The organism is Methylacidimicrobium sp. B4, assembly GCF_017310545.1.
Taxonomy (GTDB): Bacteria; Verrucomicrobiota; Verrucomicrobiia; order Methylacidiphilales; family Methylacidiphilaceae; genus Methylacidimicrobium.
Map to the genome: position 1 here is coordinate 399,319 of NZ_CP066203.1, position 25,000 is coordinate 424,318.

A 25,000-nucleotide genomic window follows, 5' to 3' on the forward strand; every position below is an offset into this window, starting at 1 on the left:
GACGGTGCGCGTGATTTGGCACCTATCTATCCATTACTCTTTTTGAAAGGAGGGCCTCATGCATCGTGCCGTTGATCCATCACCGGTGTCCGGCGAGAGGGTTTATTTTTCCGATATCCGGGCCGGATTCGCGAAGCTCCTTGCCGATCGCTTCTGGTTTCCCAAGATTTTTCTCGGCGGCTTCCTCCTGATCAATCCGGTTCTCTTGTCGCTCGCCCCGAAGTGGGCGGGCGAGCTCGCCCAGCACAAAACGCTGCTCTTCTCCCTGCTCGCCGTCAACGTCTCCAGCTTCTGGTTCTCCTTGGGCTTTACCTACGAGGTTCTCCGCCGGGCACGCTTCGGCGGCCAGCAGCTACCCGGATGGAGCGTGCGCGTTCTTGGCCAATATGTGCGCGAAGGGGCGGTGAAGTTCGCCATCTCCCTCACGACGTTGCTCTTGCCGCTCTTGGCTTGGGTCGCCTTCTGCTACGGCCTCTTCATCCGGCTCCTCGGGCTTCCTTCAACCTTGCTCTCGCTCTTCGTCCCTCTCGGCAGCTGGCTCGTGGTTCCGTTCTGCGCCGTGGCCTGTTGCCGCTGGCTCGATGGCGCCCCGGTAGCCGCTTGCGCGCTTGACTACCGGGAAAATCTACGGATTTTGTGGAGAAAGCGAGGGGACTTCCTCATCGCTTCTGCTTTCCTGGGCGGGCTCAACGCCATCCTCATCTCTTGCTTTTATACGCTCCCGTTCGCGCTCTTTTTCGGGCTCTGCCTGGTCGATACCTGGTTTGGTCCCATTTATGCTTCTGCGGTAGAAAACCAGCCCCGCTCGTTCGCCTCCACGGGCTCACGAACTCCCTAGGCTCCAGCCACTCGGCAACACTCCGTGATCTTCTTGGACTCGGCAGCGGCGAACCCGGTCCTTCCGGCGGTGCTGGAAGCGATGCTTCCCTTTTTCCGGGAGCCGGGCAATTCCGCTAGCCTCCACAGCGCCGGTGTGCGGGCGAGGGAAGCCTTGGAGCGGGCGCGGGAGGCGGTTGCAGCCTTCCTGGGGGCCGCTCCCACCGAGATCTTCTTCACCTCCGGTGGCACCGAATCGATCAATCTCGCCATCAAAGGGTTCTACGAAGCCAACCGCAAACGGGGCGGCCGCATCCTCTGCTCTCCTCTCGAATCGGCCGCGGTGTTGCGCTCGCTCGACTGGCTGCGCGGGCAGGGCGCGGAGATCGTATCGGTCCCGATCGACCGGGAAGGGCGCGTCGATCCCTCCGCCATCGCCGCGACGCTCAACCCCGAGACCATCCTGGTCTGCGTCCAGTGGGCCAATGGCGAAACGGGCACGATGCAACCGATCCGGGAAATCGGGGAGATCTGCGAGGGGGCGGGGGTGGCTCTCTTCTGCGACGCGACGGCAGCCACGGGCTGGACGCCGGTCGATTTCCACGACGTCCCGGTCGCTCTCTCCGCGGTACACTTCCGCGGGTGCGGAGGTCCCGTGGGGGTTGGTGCCCTCTACAAACGAGAGGGAGTCGCTCTCCAGGCGCAGATTCATGGGGGTCCGCAAGAGAAGGGAGTGCGCGCGGGAACAGAGAATCTTCCGGGAATCGTCGGGACGGGCAAGGCGGCGGAGCTGGCCACGGGGACTGTGGCTGCCACGGAGGTTCGCCTGCGCTCCCTTTCGGACAAGCTCTGGACGGCGCTCCGCAACGAGGTTCCCGAGCTCCATTGGCACGGTCCTCCTCCCGGGGAGGGGCGTCTGCCCCATCATCTGGCTTGGAGTGCTGAAGGAATCGAAGGAGAGGCGCAGGTGCTCGCCTGCGATCTCCAGGGAGCGGCAATCGCCGCAGGTCCGAGCTGCATGAGCCAGTCGCTCCGGGGCAGCCCTGTTCTTCGGGCGATCGGCGTTCCAGCGCGGCTGATTTTCTCAGCCATCCAGGTCACGCTCCACCGGGGGATCACCGAAACGGATCTCGACTCGTTCCGCCGAATCTATTCCAAGGTTGTCGAAAGGTTGCGATCGCTCTCGCCCGCCTGGCAGATCGCGAAGGAGCGACTAGCTTCGTCCCCCTCTGCGGACGGGGGGGGCCGGTGAGCGATTCACGGAGCTCAGCGACAGATCAGCCGGACGGAGGGGTCGAGCCGGAGAAAAAGCGCTGGCTCCACCGGCTTGCGCTTTCCATAGGCCTTTTGGCCGCGGGACTCTTCCTCACGTTCCCGCTCGATTTTCGCACCTATCACACTCTGGAGCGGATCGACCGGCCCGTCTTTCAACACCTGGCACAGCAGTTGAGTCTCTGGGGAGACTACTTTCCCGGAAGCATTCTCGTGTCGGTTCTCTTGTTTGCTGGAGGCTGGGTGGCCAGGAGCCGGCGGGCCCGCTTGGCCGCCCTGGCAAGTTTGCTGGCGGCCACCGCCTCCGGCCTGACCGTCGACGCCGGCCGCTTCTCCTTGGGCCGGCCTCGGCCCTACGCCACGGCAGCGGAGGCTCTGACGATCGGGTACCGGCCGGTGCCGAGGGTCTCCTTCGGAAGGATCCGTCCGGACAATGACCTTCTCGACGGGTTCTACGGCCCGGTCGGCATCCACATGTTTCAGGGATTTCCCTCGGGCCATGCCGCCTCGTCGATGGCGAGCGCCATCGCCATCGTCCCACTGGTTCCGGAACTCGGCCTTCCCTTGAGCCTTCTTTCCGCAGGAGTCTGCTGGTCGCGAATGGAGCTCCGGCAGCACTACCTCTCGGATGTCACCGTCGGGGCAACTTGGGGCGCATTGTGGGGGATTTATCTCGGTGGACTCTTCTCTCGACGCATCACCCATCGGCCGAGACCGGCTCCCGCCTCGCCGCCCAAAAGGGAGATTTGAACGAAAGCGGAAGAGGCTGCGTCGAACTTATCAGAAACCTCGAAAGAATCGTTTTCCTCCTCTAACGATTCCCCGAAGAGCGGCACGGTCGCCCGTGCCGCTCTTCTTTTGCCTTGGCAGAAAGAAGGCCACGCCTCTCGACGCAGCCTTCCTTGCTCCTGCGATCCAAGGCGGATAGGTCAGATGTCGTAATACATCTGGTATTCGATCGGGTGCGGACGGAGTCGCAACGTGTCGTAATCCTTCTTCCGCAACTCGAGGATCGTCTCGATCACATCCTTGGTGAAGACGTCGCCCTTGAGGAGGAACTCGTGATCTTTCTCCAGCGCCTCGACGGCTCCCCGCAGCGAGTCGGGGACGGTCGGAACCTTCTTGAGCTCCTCGGGCGGAAGCTCGTAGATGTTCTTCTCGAGCGGCTCGCCCGGGTCGATTCGATTCTGGATCCCGTCCAAGCCCGCCATCATCATCGCCGCACACGCCAAATAGATGTTCGCCGCTGGATCCGGGGTGCGGAACTCGATGCGCTTGGCCTTCGGACTCGGAGAGTAGATGGGAATGCGAACCGAAGCACTCCGGTTCCGAGCCGAGTAGGCGAGGTTGACCGGAGCCTCGAACCCGGGGACGAGGCGCTTGTAGCTGTTCGTCGTCGGATTGGTGATGGCCGTCAACGCGGGTGCATGCCTGAGGATTCCGCCGATGTAGTGGAGGGCGAGCTCACTCAATCCCGCATAGCGATTGCCCGCGAAGAGCGGCTTCCCGTCCTTCCAGAGAGACTGATGGGTATGCATCCCCGAGCCGTTATCGCCGAAGAGCGGCTTCGGCATGAACGTCACGGTCTTGCCGAATCGGCGGGCGACGTTCTTGATGACATACTTGTACGTCATCATGTCATCCCCGGTCCGGAGCAGGGTGTTGAAGCGGATGTCGATCTCGGCCTGTCCCGCCGTGGCGACCTCGTGATGCTGCCTTTCGACGGGGACCCCCAGGCTTTCCAGCCCCAAGACCATCTGATCCCGCACGTCCTGGAGCGTATCGGCCGGGGGCACGGGAAAATACCCTTCCTTGTGACGAATCTTATGCCCGAGATTCGGCTCCTCATCGCGGCCCGTATTCCAGATGCCCTCGACCGAGTCGACCTCGTAGAACGATCCGTTCGGCTGATTCTCATAGCGGACGTCATCGAAGATGAAGAACTCGGCTTCCGGACCAAAGTAGGCGGTGTCCGCGATCCCGGTGCTCTTCAAATAGGCCTCCGCACGGATCGCAATGCTCCGCGGGTCCCGGACGTAGGTCTGCCGGGTGATCGGATCCGAAATCGCGCAGATGAAGCTCAAGGTCGGCTCGGCGATGAACGGATCGATGAACGCCGTGTAGGGATCGGGCATGACCAGCATGTCCGATTCCTGGATGCCTCGCCATCCCCGGATCGAGGAACCGTCGAAGCCGAGCCCCTCGACGAAGGCTTCGGCAGGCACCTCGTTGATCCCCATCGTGAAGTGTTGCCAAGTTCCGAGAAGATCGGAGAACTTCAAATCCACCAGGCGCACATTGTGTTCACGCCCGAATGCCAGCGCCTCTTCTCCCGAACCGCATCGTTTGTACTTTTCCGCCATATACGACTCCCTGTTCCTCCTGTGATTGAATCCCACCCCTTTTTGGGAGGTCCTGAACGGTATCCGGCGATAGCGCCGGCCCTTCCGTCCGATTTTTTTGCGCTCGGATCATCCGGATCGAACTCGGATCCGTTGCCCTAGCGCAAAATAGACGCAAAATGGTTCTGGCCCATCCTGAATGCCCGTCCTGCAGGTGCAGCCCATGGGTTCTTCTTCTTCCACCGACTTAGAGGGAAGGAAGAAAAGCCGACGACCATGCGGCCGCGGCGGTGCCACGACGGGGTGTCGTCTTCCGCCATGGCGAAAGAGCAGGGGGCCAAGCCCTAGATCGCATGCTCGTTGCGTTCCCCAGTTCGAATCCGAATCGCCTCGGAGACCGGGACTACAAAGATCTTTCCATCGCCGATCTTTCCCGTCCGCGCGGCCTTGATAATCGCCTCGGTCGCCTTAGGGAGCAGCTCCTCCTCCAGGACCACCTCGATCTTCACCTTCGGCAGAAAGTCGACCGTGTACTCGCTGCCTCGATAAATTTCGGTATGCCCTTTTTGGCGGCCGAACCCCTTGACTTCCGCCACGGTCAAACCGGCGATGCCGATTTCCGTGAGCGCCTCCTTCACTTCTTCCAGCTTAAAGGGCTTAATCACCGCCTCGATCTTGCACAGAGCCATGTTTTCCTCTCCGATTCCTTTTCCCCGGGATTCTCAAAACTTCCGGGACCACTTCTGCCTTTTTGCTAGCCGTCTTTCCTCACGACTGCAACACGAAAAGCATCTTTTATGCCAGCGGACGCTTCAGATTTGCTTCGGGAGCCGCCGCGATTCGAGAACGAGTCGGGCCAGTCCCGGGCGTTTTCCTGCCGGCGACGCCGCAGGCGGTGACCTTTTGCCACCCCGAGTCGCTTCCCTGGTGATTTAACATAACAATTATTGTGCGCACTAATTAAAACGGCTTTATGTCGGTGCGAAAGACGCTAGCCGATGGGACCTCGCCTGCTCGCGGCGGCTTGGCAACCGCAAGCAGATTCCTGGCGGCAAGACCGGGCGGATGGAAGCAAGTGCGGAGCCACAAGGCTCTCCGCCGTCAGTTCGACCCGCCGTGCTTCCAACCCAAGGGTTCGCCGCCCAGCAGGTGGAGGTGCAGATGCGGGACGCTTTCGCCCGCATCTTTCCCGTTGTTGATGATCATCCGGAAGCCGGTGTCCGCGATCCCGAGCTGCGCGGCAACCTTCGTTGCGACGAGGAGCAGATATCCCAGGAGGTCTTGGTCTCCCGACTCGGCTTCGGAAAGACGTGGGATCGGCTTTTTGGGAATCAGCAGCGCGTGAACTCGGGCGACCGGATGGATGTCGTGAATCGCAATGCAGCGCTCGTCCTCGTAGACGACTTGCGCCGGAAGCTCTCGATCGATGATTCGGCTGAACAGGCTTTTCATAGAGAGTTCAGAATAGATGGGCTTACAGGAGGGGCAGCGTCTCCGATTTCGGAGGAGTTCGGTTCAACTTTTTTACTGCGTGGACGAAGTCGCTCGCGTCTCGAAACTTTCGGTAGACGGAAGCGAAGCGGACGTAGGCGACTTCATCGAGCGTTCGCAGGCGCTCGATGATCCCTTCTCCAATGGCGCTCGAAGGGATCTCTTGGCCATGGGCCTGCACAAGCTCGGCGATCACGCGGTCGACGAGATCCTCGATCGTCTTGAGGCTGATCGGTCGCTTTTCGCACGCTTTCTCTATGCCCAGGATCGTCTTCTGGCGATCGAAGAGCTCGAAGCTGCCATCGCGCTTTTGGACTCGAAGGGCAACTCGCTCAATCTCCTCGTAGGTGGTGAAACGAGCCCCGCACTTGACGCATTCCCGACGTCGGCGGACAACCGTCCCATTCTGCAGCGGCCGTGAATCAATCACTCGATCCCGCAGTTCCCCGCATTTTGGGCATTTCATCGTGACTCGACTGCGACCCCAGGCCTCTGCATCCTTCCGGAAAAGAATAGCCCTACTCCTCGCAAAGGTATAGTCGACACCGCTCACAAATTGCGCACGCATGGCTCGGCTGGAGAGAGGCACCCTCGGGAAGAGTCATCTCACCGGCCTGCCCCCCCTGCTCCAAGGAACCAGGGGGAAGACGATGGCAGAGGTCATCCCGGAACGCCTTCCCCCTCTCCTTTTCCGCCGGCGCACTTTTTCGCCTTTTTAGTGGAAAAGCGCGCTTTCGTGGGCTTACTTGGGCCATGAAAATCAAGACGGCCAGTCTTTCGGCGGAACCGCTTCGCGTGCAAGCGCTCCTGCAACCGGCGATTCTCGGGTTGGATGAGCCGGCCGCTCGGGGAAAAGATCCGATCTCGATCGACCTCTCCCTCTTTCTGATCGACGATCTGGTCCTCGGCAGAGGGCGGGTTGAGACCACCGTCGAGTTGCAATGTGGCCGATGCTGCCGCTGGATGCCCTGGCCGATTCGCCTGCCGGATTTTCAAGTTCGCCTCCGGCCCCCTTTGCCCTTGTGGATCGACTTGACACCCTTTGTCCGAGAGGACATCCTGTTGGCCCTTCCGATGGTAGCCGTGTGCGACGAGCGGGCGGCGGGAGGCTGTTCCCCCGAAGGGATTCGAACACTGAACGAAACCGAAGTACAACAGTCGATTCACGGAACGGATATTTGGGGAATCCTGGAACGGTTCCAGAGGAATCGCTGATCCCGCTTTCTGAACGACGCCGGAACAAGGGCGGAAAAATCAATGGATTGCGGATTTCCCGCAGAGCACTAAAAAAGGAGATATCATGGGAGTTCCCAAGCGCAAGACGTCAAAGGCCCGCCTTCGTTCTCGAAAAGCGGCGAACCGCTGGAAGCCTCCGGGTCTTTTCAAAGACCCGAAGACCGGTAACCTCCACCTCCCCCATTGCGTCGATCCCGCAACTGGCAGCTATCGCGATCGCCAAGTCCTGACCCAGACGACCGAGGAATGAGAGACAGCTAGAGCGGATGAAGATCGCTTTAGATGTGATGGGTGGCGATTTTGCGCCGCAAAACCCTCTCTTGGGGGCCGTGGAAGCCCTTCAAGCCTATCCCGACGCTTTCCTCTTCCTCGTCGGAGATCAAGATCAGGTCGCCAAGGAATTCTGGCGGCACGGAGGCCGTCCTTTCTCCAAGCGTGTCGAGTTCGTCCATGCCACGCAAGTCGTCGCAATGGACGCGCAGGCCATCGAGAGCGTCAGGCAGAAGCGAGACTCCTCGATCAGTCGCTGCGTCCGGCTGGTGAAGGAAGGCAAAGCCGATGCCATGGTTTCCGCCGGGCATACGGGAGCGGTGGTCGCAGCGGCCACGATCCTATTGCGAACGCTTCCCGGGATCCCGCGAGCCGGCATTGCCACGGTGATCCCGACCGAGCAGAAGCCGTTTGTGCTCATTGACTCCGGGGCCAACATCGATTCTGATCCCACGCACCTTCTCGGCTACGCGATCATGGGCAGCATCTATTCGCGCGAGGTGCTTCATGTCGCCAATCCGCGAGTTGGCCTCTTGAGCATCGGGACCGAAGACCTCAAAGGAAACGAACTGACCAAGCAAGCCTTCAAGCTGCTGACACAGGCGGGCATCGACTTCAGTGGCAATGTGGAGGGTCATGACCTATTCGAAAACCCCGTGGATGTGGTCGTCTGCGACGGATTCGTCGGCAATGTGGTTCTGAAAACGGCCGAGAGCATCGCGAAGGCCGTCATGCACTGGTTGCGTTCCGAGCTCGGCCGGAATCCCCTTCGAATGCTCGGCGCCTATCTTGCTCGGGGAGCTTTCTTGTCGGTGAAGCGGAAATCGAGCTACGAGGAATATGGAGGAGCCCTGCTCCTTGGGATCAACGGGACATGCATCATCGCCCATGGAGCTTCGACTCCGAAAGCCATTCGCAATGCGATTCGCATCGCGCGGGAAGCCGTGACGCAGAACGTGAACAACCGGATCGTCCAGGAGATGAAACGTCATTGTGAGGCGGAATCCGAAAATGCAACGGCTTCGAGAGCCTAAACCCGCGATCGTGGGCACAGGTGCCTACGTGCCCGCAAAGATTCTCCGCAACAGCGACCTCGAGCGGATGGTGGAAACGAGCGACCACTGGATCGTCGAGAGAACGGGCATCCGGGAACGGAGGATCGCCGGGGAAAAGGAGTGTCCGTCCGACATGGGGGCCGCAGCGGCCATGATGGCACTGGAGCGAGCCGACCTGCAACCTTACGATCTCGATTTGATTATCGTTGCGACGACGACCTCGGACACCCTCTTTCCCTCGACGGCTTGCCAGATTCAGCAAAAGATCGGAGCCCGCAAGATTCCCGCCTTCGACCTGCAAGCAGCCTGTTCCGGCTTTCTCTACGGCCTCGTGATGGCCCATCACCTGGTTGCCCAGGAAACCTATCGAACCATTCTTGTGATCGGTGCGGAAAAGCTCTCTTCCATCGTAAACTGGACCGATCGGAATACCTGCGTCCTCTTCGGCGACGGCGCGGGTGCCGTGATCGTCCGAAAGTCCACCGAGGGCGGACAGATGATCTCGCACGATTTGGGATCGGACGGATCCCAAGGTCAGGTGCTCACTGTTCCGGCGGGCGGCTCACGGATGCCTCTCACCGCAGAAAACATCGGAGAAGGCTTGCAGTATATCCAGATGGTGGGCAAGAAGGTCTTCCGTCTCGCCGTCGATGCCATGGAATCCACCGCGAGAACCTGTCTGAAAAAGGCGGGCCTCCCCACCGAAGAGGTGAGCTACGTCATCCCCCATCAAGCCAACCTGCGGATCATTGAGCTGCTTGCCGAGCGCCTGAACCTGCCGCTCGAGCGCTTCTTCACCCACTTGGAACGTTACGGCAACACCTCAGCCGCCTGCATCCCGATCGCCCTCCACGAAGCCCTGACCGCAGGGGAAATTCGGCCGGAAGAAAAGGTCCTCCTGATCGCTTTCGGCGGCGGACTCACCTGGGCCAGCAGCCTCCTCGAGTGGTGACGGACCATAGGCCCACCCTCCCCCTATACCCAGGGACTCGCCTCCGCCGGCTCAGGGAAAAATGACTTCCGCGAGCCGGTCGAATTGATCGAAGATGCCGCGCTGATACCGCCGGAAACGGCTTCTCATCATCGTATCGGTGAGCCCCGGAATTTTTTCCTTCAGGGCTAGGGCGCTCCCCAGAGAGAGGTTGTTCTTGTTGAGTTCGGCAACGGCCGAGGAAGGTGCAAGCAAAGGGATCCGAACCTCTTCCGGACGCCGCTTTTTCAGGAATTCCGCCCCCTCCTTCGTCTGCTCCAGCGCAGCCATCTCCTTCCCGTCCTTCTCGTTCTTGACGACAACGTACTGAAGCCGATCCCCCAAGGAGCTTGCCCATCGCAACAGCACGACGACGGAATCCGGATCGGTGGTCACGCAACCCCAGCCGACGAAGCGCACCGCGTCTCGCAACTCATCGAAAGGCACGTCCTCGAACCACTGCAACATCTCCTCGCCGCTACCCGCACGCAAATCGACAAGCACGATGCGATGGTCGCCGCTCTCCGCCATTGCGACGACCGAGTCGACGCTACGGACGTTTCGAGGATTCACCAGCACGGATTCAGGAAAAAACCGGTGAAACGAATGGTTTTCATCATCCGCATCCACAAGCAGGTGCGGGACGTGCTGCCCTGCGAGATAATCCGCCAAGTGGCAGGCTAAGGTTGTTTTTCCTACCCCGCCCTTCGTGCCGAGGACGATATGGATGACGCTTTTGGACATTGCCAGTAACTCCGAGTGTCTTTACGCCGTGGATGATTTGCGAGAAGAGGGGCCACGGCGTCGGCCCTTTTCCGTCGTCGGCTCCTTTTCCTCCGACTCCTGCTCTCGCCGGGAAGGAAGGAATGTAAGCCCTTCGATCCGCTCGACGGATTCCGCTGTCGTTCTGTGAGCCGCGCGCCCCTTGGCCGCGGCTTTGGCCGCGGCGATTGCGCCTTCCAAGCTGATCTCCTTCGAGGCGATCGGGCGTTCCTGCGGCCGCTCTTCCGGGAGATGGAACGCGGGAGGCTTCGTCTTCTTCACCCCTGCCTTGGCCTCGGACTTCGGCTCGGGCCCGACCGCCTCACGGTCCTCCCCCCCCTCTCCCGTTCCAATGGAGCTCGAGTGGGGAAGCTCGCTGAATTTTCCTTCTCGAGCCCATTTCCTACGCACCTGCACAAAGTTGTACAATGCATGCTGGCTCACGTCTACGCCGCGCCCGCGCAGAATTTCGGTGATTTCGCGCCAACTTTTTCGTCGCTGACGCAATTCGCGGATCGTATCCCAGTGAGCCTCCAGCTTGCTCCGGTAGGGCTTCCCGGCCATGATCGCTTTTGTAGGCGCCCCTATTCCTCTCGTCAAAGCAAAAATGCGTCTTATGCCAGAAAGCATCCTGCCTTCCTGATTGACCATTGAATGAGTATCCTTATTACATCGTTTAGTCATTGTTCAGCGGTCCCGGGACTCACGGCTTCTTTATCCATTCTTGCCCTTGTGCACTCGCCCGCGGTGCGTTATCAATCGGTAGTGCGCATTTATCCCGGGGAAGAGTGCGGGGTCGTCGCCGTATACGGCCATCCTAACGCAGCCACCCTTGCTACCTATGGCCTTTACGCGTTGCAGCATCGCGGAGAAGAAAGCGCCGGGATCGCCACGTCGGATGGAAAGCATCCCTTTCGGATCCACAGGGGAATGGGGCTGGTCTCGCAGGTGTTCGACTCATCCTCCCTGGCCGCACTTCCCGGGCAGATGGCGGTCGGGCATGTCCGCTATTCGACCACGGGCTCGAGCAACCTCACGAATGCGCAGCCGATCGCGGTCGTCTGCTCCCAAGGGGAGTTGGCTCTGGCGCATAACGGGGATATTGTCAACGCATCCCATCTTCGCGCCCGCCTGGAGGGACGCGGCTCGATTTTTCAGACGACCACGGATAGCGAGGTGATCCTTCATCTCATGGCCCAGCAGGTCGGAAAGTCGGTAGAAGAGGCATTTGTCTGGGCTGTCGATCAAGCGGAAGGCGCTTATTCCCTGGTTCTCATGGCCAAGGACCGGATCCTCGCGGCGAGAGACCCTCACGGTTTTCGCCCCTTGTCACTCGGGCGGCTGGACGACGGTTACTTCTTGGCGAGCGAAACGTGCGCGTTCGATCTGCTCCATGCGGAGTTCCTCCGGGATATTGCTCCGGGAGAGGTGATTGCCATCGACGCAGACGGAGTGCGCACGTTGCGGCCGCCGAAGCCGATCGAAACGTCGGCCTTCTGCATCTTCGAATACGTCTACTTTGCGCGGCCGGATAGCACGATCCATGGCATCAACGTCAGTCAGGCCCGGATGCAAATGGGGCGCGAATTAGCTCGGCTCCATCCCGTCGAGGCGGATCTTGTCATCCCGGTGCCGGACTCGGGGAACTATGCCGCGCTCGGCTTCGCGGAAGAGGCGGGCGTTGCGTTCGACTTGGCGTTCGTACGCAACCACTATATCGGCCGTACGTTTCTCCAGCCCACGCAGCTCATCCGGGACTTCAACGTCCGGATCAAGCTGAATCTGGTCCAAGAGTCGGTTCGCGGGAAGCGCGTGGTCGTGGTGGACGACTCGATCGTTCGAGGCACCACGGCTCGTGCCCGGGTCGCCAACCTCAGGGAAGCGGGCGCCTCCGAAGTGCATATCCGCGTGAGCTGTCCGCCTCACCGCTTCGCCTGTCATTACGGGATCGATTTTCCCGACCCGAGCTCTCTCTTGGCCAATCAATTGCCAGTCGAGCGCATCCAATCCTACCTCAATGCCGATTCGATCGGATATCTCGACATCGCTGGCCTGCTCCGAGCGTGTGGATCGAGGCAGCCCAGCATGGGCTTCTGCACCGCTTGCTTCACCGGAAATTATCCCGTTGCCTTCCACCGAGGGCTCTACAAGGAGATCCTGGAGAACGGGCAAACGGCTCGGCTAGCCACCAAATAGAGAGCGGCGCTCCGGTATTCTGCTTATGGATCGATACAGCCAAGCCGGAGTCGACCTCGATCTGGCAGCCTCGGTGAAGGCCGGCCTGCGGGGCATCGCTCGAAAAAGCGCGCGCCCCGAGGTTCTTGGGGCGATCGGCGGTTTCGGCGGCCTGTTTCGCCCAGTCCTTTCTGCCTTTCGGGAACCTGTCCTCGTGGCAAGCATCGACGGAGTCGGCACGAAGCTCAAGGTCGCCGCCCTGGCTCACCGCCACCAGGGTGTAGGAGAAGACCTGGTCCATCATTGCGTCAATGATATCGCCACTACGGGCGCGGAACCTCTTTTTTTTCTGGATTACGTCGGAACCTCTCGCCTGGATCCGTCCTGCTTTCATTCCATCCTGCGGGGAATGGCTCGCGCCTGCCGGAGGACCGGCTGCGCTCTCCTGGGAGGAGAGACGGCCCAGATGCCGGGGATGTACCGGGACGACGAATATGATCTGGTGGGGGCGATCGTCGGCATTGTGGATCGTCAGGCGCTGCTCCCCAGCGTCGGGATGCGGGTGGGGGATCTCCTCATTGGCCTTCGTTCCTGCGGCCTTCACACCAACGGGTACTCCCTGGCGAGAAAAATCCTGTTCGAGGAACAGAACCTTTCGCTCGATGCCCGCATTCCCGGCTGCCCCCTCCCCCTGGGCGAAGAGCTCCTCCGCGTGCATCGCTCGTACCTGCCTGAGCTTCGCCGACTGCGCCGTCTCGAACTTCCGGTCAAGGGAATCGCTCATATCACCGGAGGCGGGCTTCTGGAGAATCTCCCGCGCATTCTCCCGAAACGGCTCGACGCCCAGATCGATGTTGGAAGTTGGCGAGTTCCGCCTCTGTTCCGCTTTCTGACAAAGGTGGGGAAGCTCTCGCCGGAAGAAAGCTATCGCGTGTTCAACATGGGGATCGGAATGGTCCTGATCGCCTCGGCCGATTGCGGCGAGCGCATCGCTCAAGCGACTGACGGACGAATCATCGGGAAGCTTGTCTCGGGCGAAGGACGCGTTCTCTTCCGCTGAGCGAGCTTTTTCCCGTCTTTGGAGAAAAACAGCAAGATGGAGGCGGAGGGAGTCGAACCCTCGTCTTCTCGTGGAACTACGTTCGCTTCTACAAGTTTAGTAGCTCGATTGACAGACCGCGCACCGCCGCTTGCCGAGCTACCCGCGACGCAGGCGATACGCCGGCTTTTCCTTGCAACTCGCTCCTGGAGCCCGCAACCATGAGCGCGTCGTCCGGTAATAAAACACGCTTGTCTCGCTCCTACCGGCGCGAGTCGAAACAAACGCTTGCTGTTCAGCGGTTCGCTTAGGCAGCAAGAGCCAACTCGTGGTCGGCAGTTATCTTCTTCGAGCAGGTTTTTTTACGAGGCCAACCTACTCGTGAGCCCTCGACTTGCCACGAACGGAGATGCACGAGAATCGATTACCGTTTGCGCCCCCGTGAATTTCAATTCAAGCTTACGAAGAGAACCGTCCCTTGTCAAATGGTGCCGCCGCGTTTTCTTAGGGAGGCGAAGAAAGAGGACCTCATGTAAAACCCCGGCCCGATTCGGACCGGAAAGCGGAGATCGCGGATCGTGGTGGGAAATCCCAAGTGGCCTCCGGACGGCGAGGGAGACGAACGGCGGATCCTGCGCACCTTTCTGCTTTGCATCCTCTTGCTCTTCGCGCTGTCCGTCATTCAATTCGCGATCGGGCTTCTCGTCGCCCTCGGCTTGCGGATCTACCCCGGCTAGCGCCGCCGATGCACCGCGCTACGGATGTCCTTTTTTGCTTCCGCGGCCCGAAGCGCTTCCCTTTTGTCATGCTCCGCCTTCCCGACCCCGAGCCCGAGAAGGACCTTGATCGTACCGTTTTTCCAATAGAGCTTCAGTGGAATCAGGGCACGCCCCTTGAGAGAGGTCGCTCCGAAAAGCTTCCGAATCTCTCCCTTGTGGAGCAACAACTTCCTACGTGCTTTCGGGTCTCGGGTAGTAAAGCCGACCGCATTCTCGTAGAGAGGAATGTTTGCTTGGTAGAGCCAAGCTTCTCCCTCTTCGATCTGGGCATAGGCTCCATCGATTTGCCCTCTCCCCTGACGGAGAGATTTTACCTCGGAACCGAGGAGCACCAGGCCCGCTTCGTAGGTGTCGAGAAAAGAGTAATCCCGACGGGCGCGGCGGTTCACCACCAGATCGACGACAGCTCTTTCACTCACGATCTGTCTAACGGATAGTTACGCCCTTATGAGGTACAGCGCGAGGGAGCTCGCTTCGGGAGCCCTCCCCGTCGTGCCAGGCGGGGTTAGACCGTCGGTTCTTCCGAAACCAGCGAGGTGAATGCTGTGGGAGCCTCTTCCCCGGGAGCCACCGTCAGCTTCCCGTCCGCAATCTCCTTCAGGGCCACGTGGAGAAAGCTCCATTGAGGATGAACTTCCACCAGGGGTCTCGCACCCTTCGCGAGCAACCGAACCCGCCCCGACACGGCATTGATCAATACCTCGGGAGAGCCCATTTTGCCGAGAGCCGCGGAAAGAAGTGCGTTAATCGTATCGCTCACTGTTCGACCCAATTCTCAGGTTAAGGGATTAAGTTTATGAACATCCGCCAGAAAAAGCAACTCTTTCTACAAGAAACTGATTGCGGCAGGAATTGCGCAATCAAGCTCGGTCCAGGGGAGAACACGGGTCGCGCTACCCTGCAACGAACAAGATGCGCCCGCAGTTTTCGCAAAAAGCCAGTTCCGCCGCAGCCCCTGCCCGCAAGAGCGTCTGTCGAGTCAGCTTCATGTGGCAACCCCCGCAGCCCCCGTGCACGACCGGGACGACGGCATTTTCTCGGTGGCCTTGCACGAGCATTTGATACCGAGCCAACAGTGTCGTCTCCACGACCCTCTTTTTCCTTTCGCGCTCCTCTTCGGCCTGGGCCAGCTGGCTCATCAGTCGCGATTCCTTCTCCGCCAGCTCCTTCCTCTTTCGTCGGGCATCCTCTTCTGCCTCCTCCGCTTTCCGCTCCTCCCGCTTCACGCCGATTTGCAAGTCATCGGCCTTCTCGAGTAGCAGTAAGACCTCGTCCTCTTCCCGCTCCACCTCGCCCTTGACCTGAAGAATCTCATGGGAGAGTGCTTGATATTCCTCGTTTTTCCGCGCCTGCATCTGTTGGGCTTGATAGCGGGTCAGCCGGCGCCGCAACTCCTCGATCTCCCCTTCCATTTGCCGCCGAAGAAGCTCGGTGGACTGCTGTGCCTGCTTGGCCTCCTGCAGCTTCCGCTTTGCTTCTTCGGACGCCGCTTCTACCCGTCTCTTGGCAACAGGCAGTTGGGCGAGCTCCGACCGAAGTCGGACAATCTTCTGATCGAGCTCTTGCAGCTCAATTAACAAGGGAAGGTCTGGATGCATCCTTCCTTCCCATACAACCCCCAAGGAGCAAAGGCAAGGAGTGCCCGCCTCCTTTCACGCTGCGCAACCGCTTCACCGCAAGCGATAGACCGCGTGCACGGAGGCGCGGACTTTCATCTCTCCGCCACTGACAGGAACGGAGGGCAGCCCACCCAGCACTCCGCCCAAAGAGGCACCGGCGGCACCCATGATCGGTACGCTCCGATACATCTGATAGGGCTCCTCGCCCCCTTCCACGATGCTCCAGACCGGTCCCAGTTGAGCACCGGCCGCCTTAGCCAAAAGCTCCGCCTTCTCCCTCGCCTTCTCCATCGCCTCTGCCAGTACTCGTCGGTAGAGAGCCTCCCGGCGATCCGAGAGCCACTCGACTTCCTTTACCTCGTCGACTGCCGCCTCAAAGAGAGCGGCAAGCAACCCACCCAACCGCAAAAACTCCGCCAGTTCAATCGCTTCCCTCCGGGTCACCCGATACCCGACACGCTGCTCCTTGCTGACCTTCTTCCCCTTTTCCTTCTCCTCCACCTCCACCGTCACGGGCTGCAACCGAATTTCCCACGTACGCCAACTCCCCTTCCCGCCCCATTCGCGATCGACCCGCTTCCGCACCTCGCCCACGCGGGCCTCATCCTTTTGTTCCGCCTCCCGCGGTGTCTTCCCCTCGCTCACCAACACAAACTCGACAACGGCTCGATCAATCGGCACCGACTCCTCTGCCTCTGCGCTGACCCGGACCGACTCCACGCTCACCGCCTCTGCGCGGGCGGCGCCCATCCCCGCCCAGCCAATCCACAATAGCGCCACGAAAACCGCGCCCGCTCGGGAAGCACGACTGCACATCGCGAACCGCCTCCCCCGAGTGGTTCTCTGCACACGCCAGCCCACTACCTTCGCCTCCTGCGTAAGAAACGGGCAAGGATCACCCGTGTTTTTTACGCTCACCCGTGAAAACCCTCCCGTTGCTCGCTTCCAAGAGAGGCTTGTCAACTCAGGAAAGATTCGAGTCGACCGGATCCTCCACGAGCGGCTCTGTTGCCTCCACGACAACCTCCCAGGGAATCTGACTGCGCGGTACAGGGATTGAACCTGTGACCCCTACCGTGTCAAGGTAGTGCTCTCCCGCTGAGCTAACCGCGCTCGTCAGCCTTAGCGTAGTGGAAACCCCAGCGCGGGGGCAAGGAAAGAAAGCATCGACCGCAAGCGCCCCCGGGGTGTCCTCGTCCTCCGTGTTTGTCATCCATCCTCGCCATGCTACACTCCTCCATGCAGACGGTACACCTCGCCTCCACCAATCCGCACAAGCTGGCGGAGTTTCAGCGTCTTGTCGGGCGGTACTTTCGACTCCAACCCTCCTCATTTCCTTCCAGCTACCATCCATGGAAAGAAGATGGTTTGTCCTTTATGGATAATGCCATTAAAAAAGCTGTACTTTATAGCCTTGGCTGTTCCGGCTGGGTCCTCGCCGATGATTCCGGTCTTTCCGTCGCCGCGCTTGGAGGGGAGCCCGGCGTCTACTCCGCCCGCTATGCCGGGTCCCAGGCGACCGATGCGGACAATCGCCGCCTGCTCCTTGACCGTCTCGCGAATACGCCAGAAGAAGGGCGGACCGCCGCCTTTCACTGTGCGCTGGCCGTCGCTTGCCAGGGCAAGCTCATGGCCATTGCGGAAGCGAGCTGTCCCGGCACGATCACCCACTTGCCCAGAGGAGCAAAAGGCTTCGGCTATGATCCGATCTTCCTTCCCCACGGCGCCAGCTCTACCTTCGCGGAGATGGCACCGGAGGAAAAGGACGATCACAGTCATCGGGCCCGCGCAGTCGCTCGGCTCCTGGCTTCCCTTCCCGCTGAGGCTTGGAGCTGATTTTCCCGTACCACTTTGTCTTCCATTCCGCTCGACCTTTCCGGAGCGCTTCGACCACAATTCGCCCATGAAAGCGTTGATCCTGGCGGCAGGTAAGGGCACTCGCATGGGTTCGCTGACTTCCGAGACCCCAAAGCCGATGCTGGGCGTCGGCGGACGCCCTGTCCTCGAATGGATCGTTTCCGGACTGCGCGACTCCGCAGACGTGACCGAGTTCTGCCTCGTCATCGGCCATCAAAAGGAACGCATCCTCTCTCATTTCCAGGACGGCACCGCATTGGGAGTCTCCATCACCTACCGAGAGCAGAAGGTCCTCGACGGGACGGGCCGCGCACCGCTTCTTGCTCGTGACTGGATCCGGGATGAGCCGTTCCTTCTTTCCTACGGAGACATCCTGGTCAACCCGCACGAATACCGCCGTTTGGTCGCTGCCTATCGCGACGATGGTGTGATTGCCGTCTGCTCCAGCCAGGACATCCGGCTGGGCGGAGCCGTGCTACTCGATTCTGCTGGCCTAGTGCACGATATTATTGAAAAACCGGAAAATCCGGAGCTTCTTCCGGGCAGCTATTATAATGCGGGGATCTACGCTTTTTCCCCACGCGTTTTTCTTTTTATGGATGAGCTAAAAAAATCCGCAAGGGGCGAGTACGAGCTGACGGACGCCGTCCGCCAGCTCGCCCGGAGCGGCAAGGTCCATGGCCTCGTCTTGAACGGCGATTGGGCTGACGTACGAGATCCTCAAATCTTGGCGAAGCTCAACCGGGAACGCTAGGAGGCGCTGTCTTGTGAACCAGATCGATGGAGCCGCTTGGACGGGAGCAATCGAATCCACGTTACGCTATCTCGCCACCGAAAGGGATCACTCGGCTAACACCCAACTGACCAACCGGCTCCTCCTCGAAGCGTTTGGACGATGGGCGATCGAGCAGCGACTCTCCAATCCTGCCGAGATGACGCTGGCTCACGTCCAGAGGTATCTGGCTAGCGAGCGGGGAAGAGGACTGGCTCCGAGCTCCCTGAAGGCGCTCATCGTGGCCCTGCGCCATCTTTTTACGCACTTGCGACGAGACGGAACAATCCCCGTGGATCTTTGCCAGGAACTGGATTTGCCTAAAGTCGGCCTGCGGATTCCTCGGATCTTATCCGAAAAGGATGTAAACCATCTGATGACCATTGAATATCCAGCTACGCCGGAAGGCCTGCGCAACCGCGCGATCGTCGAGATGCTCTACGGCTGCGGGCTGCGGGCAAGCGAGCTGATCGATCTCCGGCTCACCTCTTTCTTGTCGGATGAACGGATGTTGCGCGTCTTCGGAAAGGGACGAAAAGAGCGGATCGTTCCCTTAGGCACTCCCGCCATTCGTGCGCTTGAGGCCTATCTCGCAGAAAGTCGCCCTCGCCTTCTCGGCTCGCGAAGAAGCGATATACTCTTCTTGAAGCGAGGCGGCAACCCGCTCAGCCGCTTCGCCTTGAACCAGCTCCTTTCTCGTCTGGCCCGAAGAATCGGGCTCCGACATGGGATTCCCCCCCATCTTTTGCGCCATTCGTTCGCCACCCATCTTCTTCACCACGGCGCAGACCTCCGCTCCTTGCAGCTTTTGCTCGGCCACGCCGATCTTTCGACCACCCAGATCTATACCCATGTCGATGCAGACCGACTACGGGAGGTTCATCGTCGATTTCACCCTAGAGGGCAACGTCTTGCATAGCGAACAAACCGTTTTTACTTGTTCGGAGCGAAAGTCCGGTTGTCCCGTGCCCCTCTTGCATGCCGGGACCAGGAAATTCCCGGAATCCATATCTGTTCTCGGGACCCGCTCGATTCCTCAGGAGTGCGCTCGAACCAGCACGCCGGTCGCGCAAGCCAATGGGTGCTTTCCTTTTTACGTAGCATAGAAAGAACGTGCCGATGAAGGGGAAGCGCTTCCAGGAAGCCATTGGGCATGAATTCCGCGACCCGCTATTGCTGCGTGAGGCGCTCACCCATCCTTCCTACACGGCGGAAGCTCAATCCGACGGGCCGAACTATCAGCGATTGGAGTTTCTGGGCGACGCCGTGCTTCAGCTTGCCATTACCGACTGCCTCTACTCCCTTTTCCCGCGGTATAAGGAGGGCTTGCTGACGAAGACGCGTTCCTTTCTTGTCAATCGCTCCAGCCTTGGAGCGATTGCCAGGGATCTCGGCCTGGGGACCCATCTCCGATTGGGCAAAGGGGAAGAGCGAAGCGGCGGTCGGGAAAAGGAGTCGAATCTTGCCGACTCCTTCGAAGCCCTGATCGGCGCCGTTTATCAAGATGGTGGGTGGCGCAAAGCCAAGACGGTCATCCGCAAGCTTTTTTCCAAAGCCCTCAGGCAGGTCGCTTCTTCGCCAGAAGCCCTCCCAGGCAATCCGAAGGGGTTGTTGCAGGAATTGCTGCAAAAGCGAGGGGGCGAGCCCCCCCGTTATCGATGTATTGGACAATCCGGGGCGGCGCACCGGAAATCGTACAATGTCATCGTCGAATGGGGCGAGCTGCGCCTCGGCGAAGGGTGTGGCAGCAGCAAAAAGGAAGCAGAGCTCAACGCGGCGAGCGCTGCGCTCGCTCGCATAGCTCCGAATAGCCCGCACGGATCGCCTTTCGCTGCGCTTCGTAAGCCTCGATGAACCCCTCGAGAGTGGGGTATCCCAAGCGCCGGCCAAGCTGTTTCCAGGCCGCGGGCCCTTCCGGCAGCACCTCTTGCTGCTGATTCCGTTCTCTGCGAAGCACAGCCTCCATGCGTCGCAGGAATCGATAGCCCTCCTCGAAAACTCGGGCCAGCTCGGGTCCGGTGGAGCGAAATGCGACGAGCGCGTTCCAGAAGTTGGGCTCCCTCATCCCTTCTCCCATCAACCAGAGTGTGATCCCGAATTCGATGTCGAGAATCCCCCCCACCCCGGTCTTGAACCGTCGGAAGGCAGCAATGTCCCCATGTCGCTCCTGTTCGAGGCGCTCCCGCATGGCGACGACTTCGGCCACCGGGCAGGACGCGCTTCGATCGCGCCAGATCCGCTCCACCATCGCCATCCATCTTTCCCCCATCCTCCTGTTGCCGGCGACGAAGCGGGCGCGGGTCAGTGCCTGGATCTCCCAGAACTGCGCCGCGTCCCGGTAATAGCTCTCGTAAGCTTCGAACGGAAGAGCAAGCGGGCCTTCCCCGTGAGGCCGGAGCCGGTAATCCATGGGGAAAAGAATGCCGGCCGGAAGCGATTCCCCGAGGAATCGATGCACGGCTAATGCCGCTTCCTCCCGGGAACCGATACAGAGGCAATCGAGATCAGATCCGTACGCCAGCTCCCCGCCTCCGAATCGTCCAAGCGCCACGTAGGCCAAGTCCTCCGCACCCAAGCTTTGGCAAGCGAGCTCAAGGCAGGCTTCCGCAAGCGCCGTATATTCCTGCTGGATCGCGGGGAGATCCGCCAGCTTCAGAATATCCCGAAGGAGGATGCGCAAGAGCTCGCCGCGACGGTAGATTCGCGCGGCGAGCGCCACCTCCCCCGACAGGCCGCTCATCTCGGCGAGATAGTCCGCCTTCCTCTTCTGCTCCCCTAACGACCGGCTCTGCGTGATCTCTTCGAAGAGCTCTGGCTGGGCAAAGAGGATTTCGCTAAAAAAGGAGCTGGCATCAAAAAGCTGGATCAAAAGCTCGAGCGCCTTCGGGCTCGATGCGAGCGTCTCAAAGAGGAACGATCGCGCCCCATATTTGGAGACAAAGGAGACGAGGCGGCGGAGAACGGCGTCCGGATCGACGGCCATGGCAAGCGCTTTGCCCAGGAATGGAGCCAAGCGTCGGAAGGCACGTGCCGCCCGTGGTGCGCTCAGGAGGGAGTCCCGTGCCTGTAGCGCTTCGAGGTTCCGTTTCGCCTCTTCCGGAACGGCGAAGAGACTAATGGGAATGTCAATGCCATTAACATTGTTTTTGATGAAATATTGCTGGAATAGTTCATGAACGAGCGAACGGTGGGCTCGCAACGTCGACTCAAAATCCGGCGGTGACAATCCCAGCGACTCCGCGATCTGTGCACGCGCCTCGTCCCCAATCGGAAGCAAGTGAGTCTGGATCTCTTCTACCATTTGTAGCCGGTGCTCGAGGTTCCGCAGAAAGCCGTACGCACCCCAGAGCGCCTCCACTCGGCCCTGCGGCAAGATCCCCACCGTCGCCAGGGCCCGTAGCGCGGCACAGGTGGAACGGACCTGAACGATCGGTTGCCGCGCTCCATAAAAGAGTTGTAGCGCCTGCGCGAGAAATTCGATCTCCCGTATGCCTCCGGAACCAAGCTTCACGTCTCTGAGCCTCCGGTCTCCCAGCAAGATTTCCGCATCGATCCGAGCCTTCATCTGGGCGATCTCCTCGAAGACCTCCTCCGTGAGATGACGCGGAAAGCAGAACTGCTGTCGCAGCACCTCGAACTCGTACCCGAGATCGGGATCCCCCGCGACGAACCGCGCTTTGATTAGCGCCATTCTCTCCCAGGTTTCGCCCGACGCGGCGTAATACCGCTCGCACTCGGAAAAGGAAGGAACGAGCGCACCGGAGTTCCCGTCGGGGCGCAGGCGCAAATCCACCCGAAAAAGCGCACCGACGCCGCTCGAACCCGAGAGCGCGGACACGACGCGTTGAGCAATGGTCGTGCGGAGGGGCTGCGCAAAAGGGGTCTCTTCGTCACCGGCGATGAACATGATGTCGATGTCGGAGCTATAGTTGAGCTCTTGTCCGCCCAGCTTCCCGAGCGCCAGGACGGCAAGAGGGCCCTGCTCCACGCGAAGCTCTTCGGCAACGGCTTGAAGGACGCAACCGATCGAAAAATCGGCGAGCCGGGAAAGGGCCAGGACCGTTTCTTCCCAGGAATGACGACCTGCAAAATCGAGGAAACCGATCCCCAGCTGCTCTCGCTGCTTCAGGATCCGCAGCGCGTCGAGCTTCCGCGAAGGATCCGCGCCCGCCCCGCAAAGCTCTCGCCAGTCCACCCCCCACCGGCCGGGGCCCCGATTTCGCGTCGAGGCCGTAGCTGCAACCCCAGCAAGCCATTCCAGCCAATCGGGATGAGAAGCCAGGCGACTGCGCGACACCGGGGAAAAGCGCAAGAACGCAGACAAGGCGGCTTCAAAATTCGGAAAGCGCCCGAACCCCTCGTCCATCGATCCTCCTCCTTGTCGTCCGTCGCCTAGGAAGCGGAGGGCTTTGCTCCAGGACCCGCCCGGCTCTTCGGTCAACCATGCGCCGATGGATTCCCTGCGCTGCCGATCGGGTGCTGATCATGCAACCCCCACGAAGGAAGGGGCGAAATAGGTAAAAATCAGATCCGCCCCCGCGCGCTTGATGGCAAGCAGGGATTCCCGATACGCCGCTTCCCAATCGATCCAGCCGTTTTTTGCCGCAGCCACAATTTGCGCATACTCGCCACTGACCTGGTATGCGGCAACAGGCAGCAAGGTTTGGTCACGAACCTTGGCAATCACGTCGAGGTAGGGTCCCGCCGGCTTGACCATGAGAATATCGGCTCCTTCCTCCTCGTCCAGCTGAGCTTCCCGCAAGCCTTCGCGAAGGTTGGCCGGATTGAGCTGATAGGTCCTCTTGTCCAAGTATCCCTTCCCCCTCCGACTTCCGATCGCATCACGAAAGGGTCCATAAAAAGCAGAGGCAAACTTTACGGCGTAGGCAAGGACGCCCACCCGCTCCAGCTCCGCCGCGTCCAGGCTTGCCCGGATCGCCCCGACTCTTCCATCCATCATGTCGGACGGAGCGACGAAATCGACCCCTGCTTCCCCAAGAACCCGCGCCATCTCGCAGAGAAGGAAGACGGTGGGATCATTCTCAATCTCCCCACTCTCCGGATTCCAAACCCCGTCATGGCCATGGTTCGTATAGGGATCGAGCGCGACGTCGGCGATTACCAGGAGGCCGGGCGCCCGCTCCTTGATCTCCCGCACCACGTGGGGAACCAGGCCCGTGGGGTCCAACCCGGCCGACCCCTTCGCGTCCTTTTTCCCTTCCGGAAGGCACGGAAAGAGAGCGATGGCAGGGATCCCCGCGTCATGAAGGTCGAGCGCGAACCGGGCGGCATCATCGGGATTATGGCGAAACACTCCGGGCATCGACTCGATCCCCTCCCGCGGACCGCTTTCCTTGCAAAACACCGGAGCCACCAGATCGTTGGCGCTCAAGCTACATTCCTCGATCAGCCGCCGGACCCCTTCCGTGGCCCGGAGCCTCCGAGGGCGCCGCCGCAAGACAAGCTTTTCGGAAGACTTTGCCATGCCCCAAGCTACGTCTTCCTCTTTTCCCTTTCCAAGGGCTTTCTACAGGGGAGTGGCCGCGCGACTCATCCTGAAGCGGAGAGGCCATTACGGGTTTGACCGCTTCGTCCTCATCTAGGACAGGCCTCTGGGGTGCGCTTGATCGGACATCGCCGGATCTGGCCAACTCGACGAGCCAAAAGGCGCCTTTAGCAACCTACTCCTTGCTTTTCAACAGCTTTTTGCCTCTTTAGAGCAGACTCATACAAGGTCCTGGATCATGCCGTGCCTGCATCACGTTCAGCATCCCATTCTTCTCGATCGAATTACCCGGATGCGCGATCGGCGCACCGACCAGCGGCTCTTCGTTCGTCTCCTGGAGGAAGCCTCTCTCGTTCTCGCTCTGGAAGCGACGCGGGACCTGGCGCTGCGGCCGACTCCCGTCGTCACTCCCTTGGAAGAAACGCAGGGTGTGGTGCTCGCAGATGCGGTCGTTCTGGTGCCGATCCTGCGCTCTGGCCTCGGCATGCTCCCGCCCTTTCGCACCCTTCTGCCGCAAGCTGCCGTCTCCTTCGTCGGCGCACTGCGCAACGAGGAGACCCTCGAACCGTCCGTCTATCTCGACCGCGTTGCCTCGGTGACTCCCGACGCCTGCATCTTTCTCTTGGACCCGATGCTCGCAACCGGCGGCACCGCCGCCACCATCCTTACCCTGCTCAAGGAACGAGGAGCCAATCGGCTCCGGCTCGTCTGCTGTCTGGCCTCGCCGGAGGGAATCCGCAGGGTGCGGGAAGCCCATCCGGATACGGTCATCTACACTGGGGCAATCGATCGCGGGCTCGATGCGCGTGGCTTCCTTCTTCCCGGCCTGGGGGACGCCGGCGATCGCCAATTCGGAGCCTGCCCGAGTTGGCGACACGCCCCGGAACAGGAGCGATGAGGACGCTTAGGTTTTCTTTGTCTATCTATGTTCGGATCATTGCGGAGTGACCCAAGAAAGTTCCCGCTCTCTCCACTCCCTCTGGCCTCTCGAGCTTCGTGCTCGCCTCAGCTTGGCGATCGCCTCTTGCGCTGACTCTGG

The 25,000-nt window shown here is 60.4% G+C and carries 27 protein-coding genes, 1 tRNA gene and 1 other RNA gene; 15 read left to right on the forward strand and 14 right to left on the reverse strand.

All coding sequences use genetic code 11. The features are described from left to right. The first annotated feature begins 58 nt into the window (after positions 1-58). From MacB4_RS01925 to MacB4_RS01935, 3 genes are read left to right on the forward strand one after another with little or no spacing between them, the layout of a single operon-like run. On the forward strand, positions 59-838 hold the full coding sequence (locus MacB4_RS01925) for a hypothetical protein (protein WP_206864202.1): 780 nt from the start codon (positions 59-61) through the stop codon (positions 836-838). Positions 839-862: 24 nt separating this feature from the next. Continuing rightward, positions 863-2,068 carry a cysteine desulfurase family protein gene (locus MacB4_RS01930; RefSeq protein WP_206864203.1) on the forward strand — a complete coding sequence of 402 codons (1,206 nt, stop codon included), beginning with the start codon at positions 863-865 and terminating at the stop codon, positions 2,066-2,068. Beyond that, on the forward strand, positions 2,065-2,838 hold the full coding sequence (locus MacB4_RS01935) for a phosphatase PAP2 family protein (RefSeq protein WP_206864204.1): 774 nt from the start codon (positions 2,065-2,067) through the stop codon (positions 2,836-2,838). The genes MacB4_RS01930 and MacB4_RS01935 overlap by 4 nt, the downstream gene beginning before the upstream one ends. Positions 2,839-3,017: 179 nt before the next feature. Here MacB4_RS01935 and glnA read toward each other — a convergent pair whose 3' ends face one another. The 4 genes from glnA to nrdR all read right to left on the reverse strand — a co-directional run bounded on the left by glnA (position 3,018) and on the right by nrdR (position 6,387). Further along, positions 3,018-4,451 carry a type I glutamate--ammonia ligase gene (gene glnA / locus MacB4_RS01940; RefSeq protein WP_206864205.1) on the reverse strand — a complete coding sequence of 478 codons (1,434 nt, stop codon included), beginning with the start codon at positions 4,449-4,451 and terminating at the stop codon, positions 3,018-3,020. Positions 4,452-4,774: 323 nt separating this feature from the next. Beyond that, positions 4,775-5,113, reverse strand: coding sequence for a P-II family nitrogen regulator (locus MacB4_RS01945; protein ID WP_206864900.1), 339 nt, complete (start codon positions 5,111-5,113; stop codon positions 4,775-4,777). Positions 5,114-5,531: 418 nt separating this feature from the next. Further along, the gene (locus MacB4_RS01950; RefSeq protein ID WP_206864206.1) at positions 5,532-5,882 is read right to left on the reverse strand and encodes a histidine triad nucleotide-binding protein; all 351 of its coding nucleotides are present in this window, start codon (positions 5,880-5,882) and stop codon (positions 5,532-5,534) included. A gap of 22 nt (positions 5,883-5,904) precedes the next feature. Continuing rightward, entirely contained in the window at positions 5,905-6,387 is a 483-nt protein-coding gene (gene nrdR / locus MacB4_RS01955; RefSeq protein ID WP_206864207.1) for a transcriptional regulator NrdR, read from the reverse strand. Positions 6,388-6,674: 287 nt separating this feature from the next. Here nrdR and MacB4_RS01960 point away from each other — a divergent pair, with 287 nt between their 5' ends. From MacB4_RS01960 to MacB4_RS01975, 4 genes are all read left to right on the forward strand, one after another. Next, on the forward strand, positions 6,675-7,136 hold the full coding sequence (locus tag MacB4_RS01960; protein ID WP_206864208.1) for a DUF177 domain-containing protein: 462 nt from the start codon (positions 6,675-6,677) through the stop codon (positions 7,134-7,136). A gap of 85 nt (positions 7,137-7,221) precedes the next feature. Next, positions 7,222-7,407 (forward strand): 50S ribosomal protein L32, encoded by a 186-nt coding sequence (gene rpmF / locus MacB4_RS01965; RefSeq protein WP_206864209.1) that lies wholly within the window; start codon positions 7,222-7,224, stop codon positions 7,405-7,407. A gap of 16 nt (positions 7,408-7,423) precedes the next feature. After that, positions 7,424-8,461, forward strand: a complete 1,038-nt coding sequence (gene plsX, locus MacB4_RS01970) for a phosphate acyltransferase PlsX (RefSeq protein WP_206864210.1) — start codon at positions 7,424-7,426, stop codon at positions 8,459-8,461. After that, positions 8,439-9,434 carry a beta-ketoacyl-ACP synthase III gene (locus tag MacB4_RS01975; RefSeq protein ID WP_206864211.1) on the forward strand — a complete coding sequence of 332 codons (996 nt, stop codon included), beginning with the start codon at positions 8,439-8,441 and terminating at the stop codon, positions 9,432-9,434. Before plsX ends, MacB4_RS01975 begins: the two co-directional genes overlap by 23 nt. Before the next feature lie 51 nt (positions 9,435-9,485). On the opposite strand, the gene MacB4_RS01980 is transcribed toward MacB4_RS01975, so the two are convergent. Together MacB4_RS01980 and MacB4_RS01985 are read right to left on the reverse strand one after the other, a co-directional pair. Beyond that, on the reverse strand, positions 9,486-10,196 hold the full coding sequence (locus MacB4_RS01980) for an ArsA-related P-loop ATPase (RefSeq protein WP_206864212.1): 711 nt from the start codon (positions 10,194-10,196) through the stop codon (positions 9,486-9,488). Positions 10,197-10,217: 21 nt separating this feature from the next. Then, positions 10,218-10,778: a hypothetical protein gene (locus MacB4_RS01985; RefSeq protein WP_206864213.1), complete on the reverse strand. Its 561-nt coding sequence runs from the start codon at positions 10,776-10,778 to the stop codon at positions 10,218-10,220. A 90-nt stretch (positions 10,779-10,868) separates the two neighbouring features. Between MacB4_RS01985 and purF the strand changes: the two genes are divergently transcribed. Both purF and purM read left to right on the forward strand, forming a co-directional pair. Then, positions 10,869-12,410, forward strand: a complete 1,542-nt coding sequence (purF, locus tag MacB4_RS01990) for an amidophosphoribosyltransferase (RefSeq protein WP_206864214.1) — start codon at positions 10,869-10,871, stop codon at positions 12,408-12,410. Positions 12,411-12,435: 25 nt separating this feature from the next. Then, on the forward strand, positions 12,436-13,449 hold the full coding sequence (gene purM / locus MacB4_RS01995) for a phosphoribosylformylglycinamidine cyclo-ligase (RefSeq protein WP_206864215.1): 1,014 nt from the start codon (positions 12,436-12,438) through the stop codon (positions 13,447-13,449). Positions 13,450-13,483: 34 nt separating this feature from the next. On the opposite strand, the gene ssrA is transcribed toward purM, so the two are convergent. Then, positions 13,484-13,869: a transfer-messenger RNA gene (gene ssrA, locus MacB4_RS02000) on the reverse strand. Between the two features lie 140 nt (positions 13,870-14,009). Here ssrA and MacB4_RS02005 point away from each other — a divergent pair. Beyond that, positions 14,010-14,165: a hypothetical protein gene (locus MacB4_RS02005; protein ID WP_206864216.1), complete on the forward strand. Its 156-nt coding sequence runs from the start codon at positions 14,010-14,012 to the stop codon at positions 14,163-14,165. Here the strand turns inward: MacB4_RS02005 and smpB are convergent. The 5 genes from smpB to MacB4_RS02030 form a co-directional block, all read right to left on the reverse strand. Further along, on the reverse strand, positions 14,162-14,626 hold the full coding sequence (gene smpB / locus MacB4_RS02010; protein WP_206864217.1) for an SsrA-binding protein SmpB: 465 nt from the start codon (positions 14,624-14,626) through the stop codon (positions 14,162-14,164). The two genes, MacB4_RS02005 and smpB, sit on opposite strands and share 4 nt — an antisense overlap. A gap of 86 nt (positions 14,627-14,712) precedes the next feature. Continuing rightward, entirely contained in the window at positions 14,713-14,967 is a 255-nt protein-coding gene (locus MacB4_RS02015; protein WP_242529283.1) for a DNA-directed RNA polymerase subunit omega, read from the reverse strand. 133 nt (positions 14,968-15,100) lie between these two features. Further along, positions 15,101-15,805 carry a zinc ribbon domain-containing protein gene (locus MacB4_RS02020; protein ID WP_206864218.1) on the reverse strand — a complete coding sequence of 235 codons (705 nt, stop codon included), beginning with the start codon at positions 15,803-15,805 and terminating at the stop codon, positions 15,101-15,103. Positions 15,806-15,877: 72 nt separating this feature from the next. Next, positions 15,878-16,642, reverse strand: coding sequence for an SIMPL domain-containing protein (locus tag MacB4_RS02025; RefSeq protein ID WP_206864219.1), 765 nt, complete (start codon positions 16,640-16,642; stop codon positions 15,878-15,880). 225 nt (positions 16,643-16,867) lie between these two features. Further along, a tRNA-Val gene (locus MacB4_RS02030) sits at positions 16,868-16,939 on the reverse strand. A gap of 126 nt (positions 16,940-17,065) precedes the next feature. Between MacB4_RS02030 and MacB4_RS02035 the strand changes: the two genes are divergently transcribed. The 4 genes from MacB4_RS02035 (at position 17,066) to rnc (ending at position 20,309) form a co-directional block, all read left to right on the forward strand. Beyond that, positions 17,066-17,662 (forward strand): non-canonical purine NTP pyrophosphatase, encoded by a 597-nt coding sequence (locus tag MacB4_RS02035; RefSeq protein WP_206864220.1) that lies wholly within the window; start codon positions 17,066-17,068, stop codon positions 17,660-17,662. Positions 17,663-17,729: 67 nt separating this feature from the next. Beyond that, complete coding sequence (locus MacB4_RS02040) at positions 17,730-18,437, forward strand: sugar phosphate nucleotidyltransferase (protein ID WP_206864221.1); 708 nt, start codon at positions 17,730-17,732, stop codon at positions 18,435-18,437. 13 nt (positions 18,438-18,450) lie between these two features. Continuing rightward, complete coding sequence (locus MacB4_RS02045) at positions 18,451-19,374, forward strand: tyrosine recombinase (RefSeq protein WP_206864222.1); 924 nt, start codon at positions 18,451-18,453, stop codon at positions 19,372-19,374. A 200-nt stretch (positions 19,375-19,574) separates the two neighbouring features. Next, complete coding sequence (gene rnc / locus MacB4_RS02050) at positions 19,575-20,309, forward strand: ribonuclease III (protein WP_206864223.1); 735 nt, start codon at positions 19,575-19,577, stop codon at positions 20,307-20,309. On the opposite strand, the gene MacB4_RS02055 is transcribed toward rnc, so the two are convergent. Continuing rightward, a complete protein-coding gene (locus MacB4_RS02055; protein WP_206864224.1) occupies positions 20,224-22,821 on the reverse strand; it encodes a glutamine-synthetase adenylyltransferase in 2,598 nt (865 codons plus the stop codon). The genes rnc and MacB4_RS02055 overlap by 86 nt on opposite strands. A gap of 117 nt (positions 22,822-22,938) precedes the next feature. Continuing rightward, positions 22,939-23,940, reverse strand: a complete 1,002-nt coding sequence (hemB, locus tag MacB4_RS02060; RefSeq protein ID WP_206864225.1) for a porphobilinogen synthase — start codon at positions 23,938-23,940, stop codon at positions 22,939-22,941. Positions 23,941-24,199: 259 nt separating this feature from the next. On the opposite strand from hemB, the gene upp reads away from it, so the two are divergent. After that, positions 24,200-24,859 (forward strand): uracil phosphoribosyltransferase, encoded by a 660-nt coding sequence (upp, locus tag MacB4_RS02065; protein ID WP_206864226.1) that lies wholly within the window; start codon positions 24,200-24,202, stop codon positions 24,857-24,859. Positions 24,860-25,000: the final 141 nt, after the last annotated feature.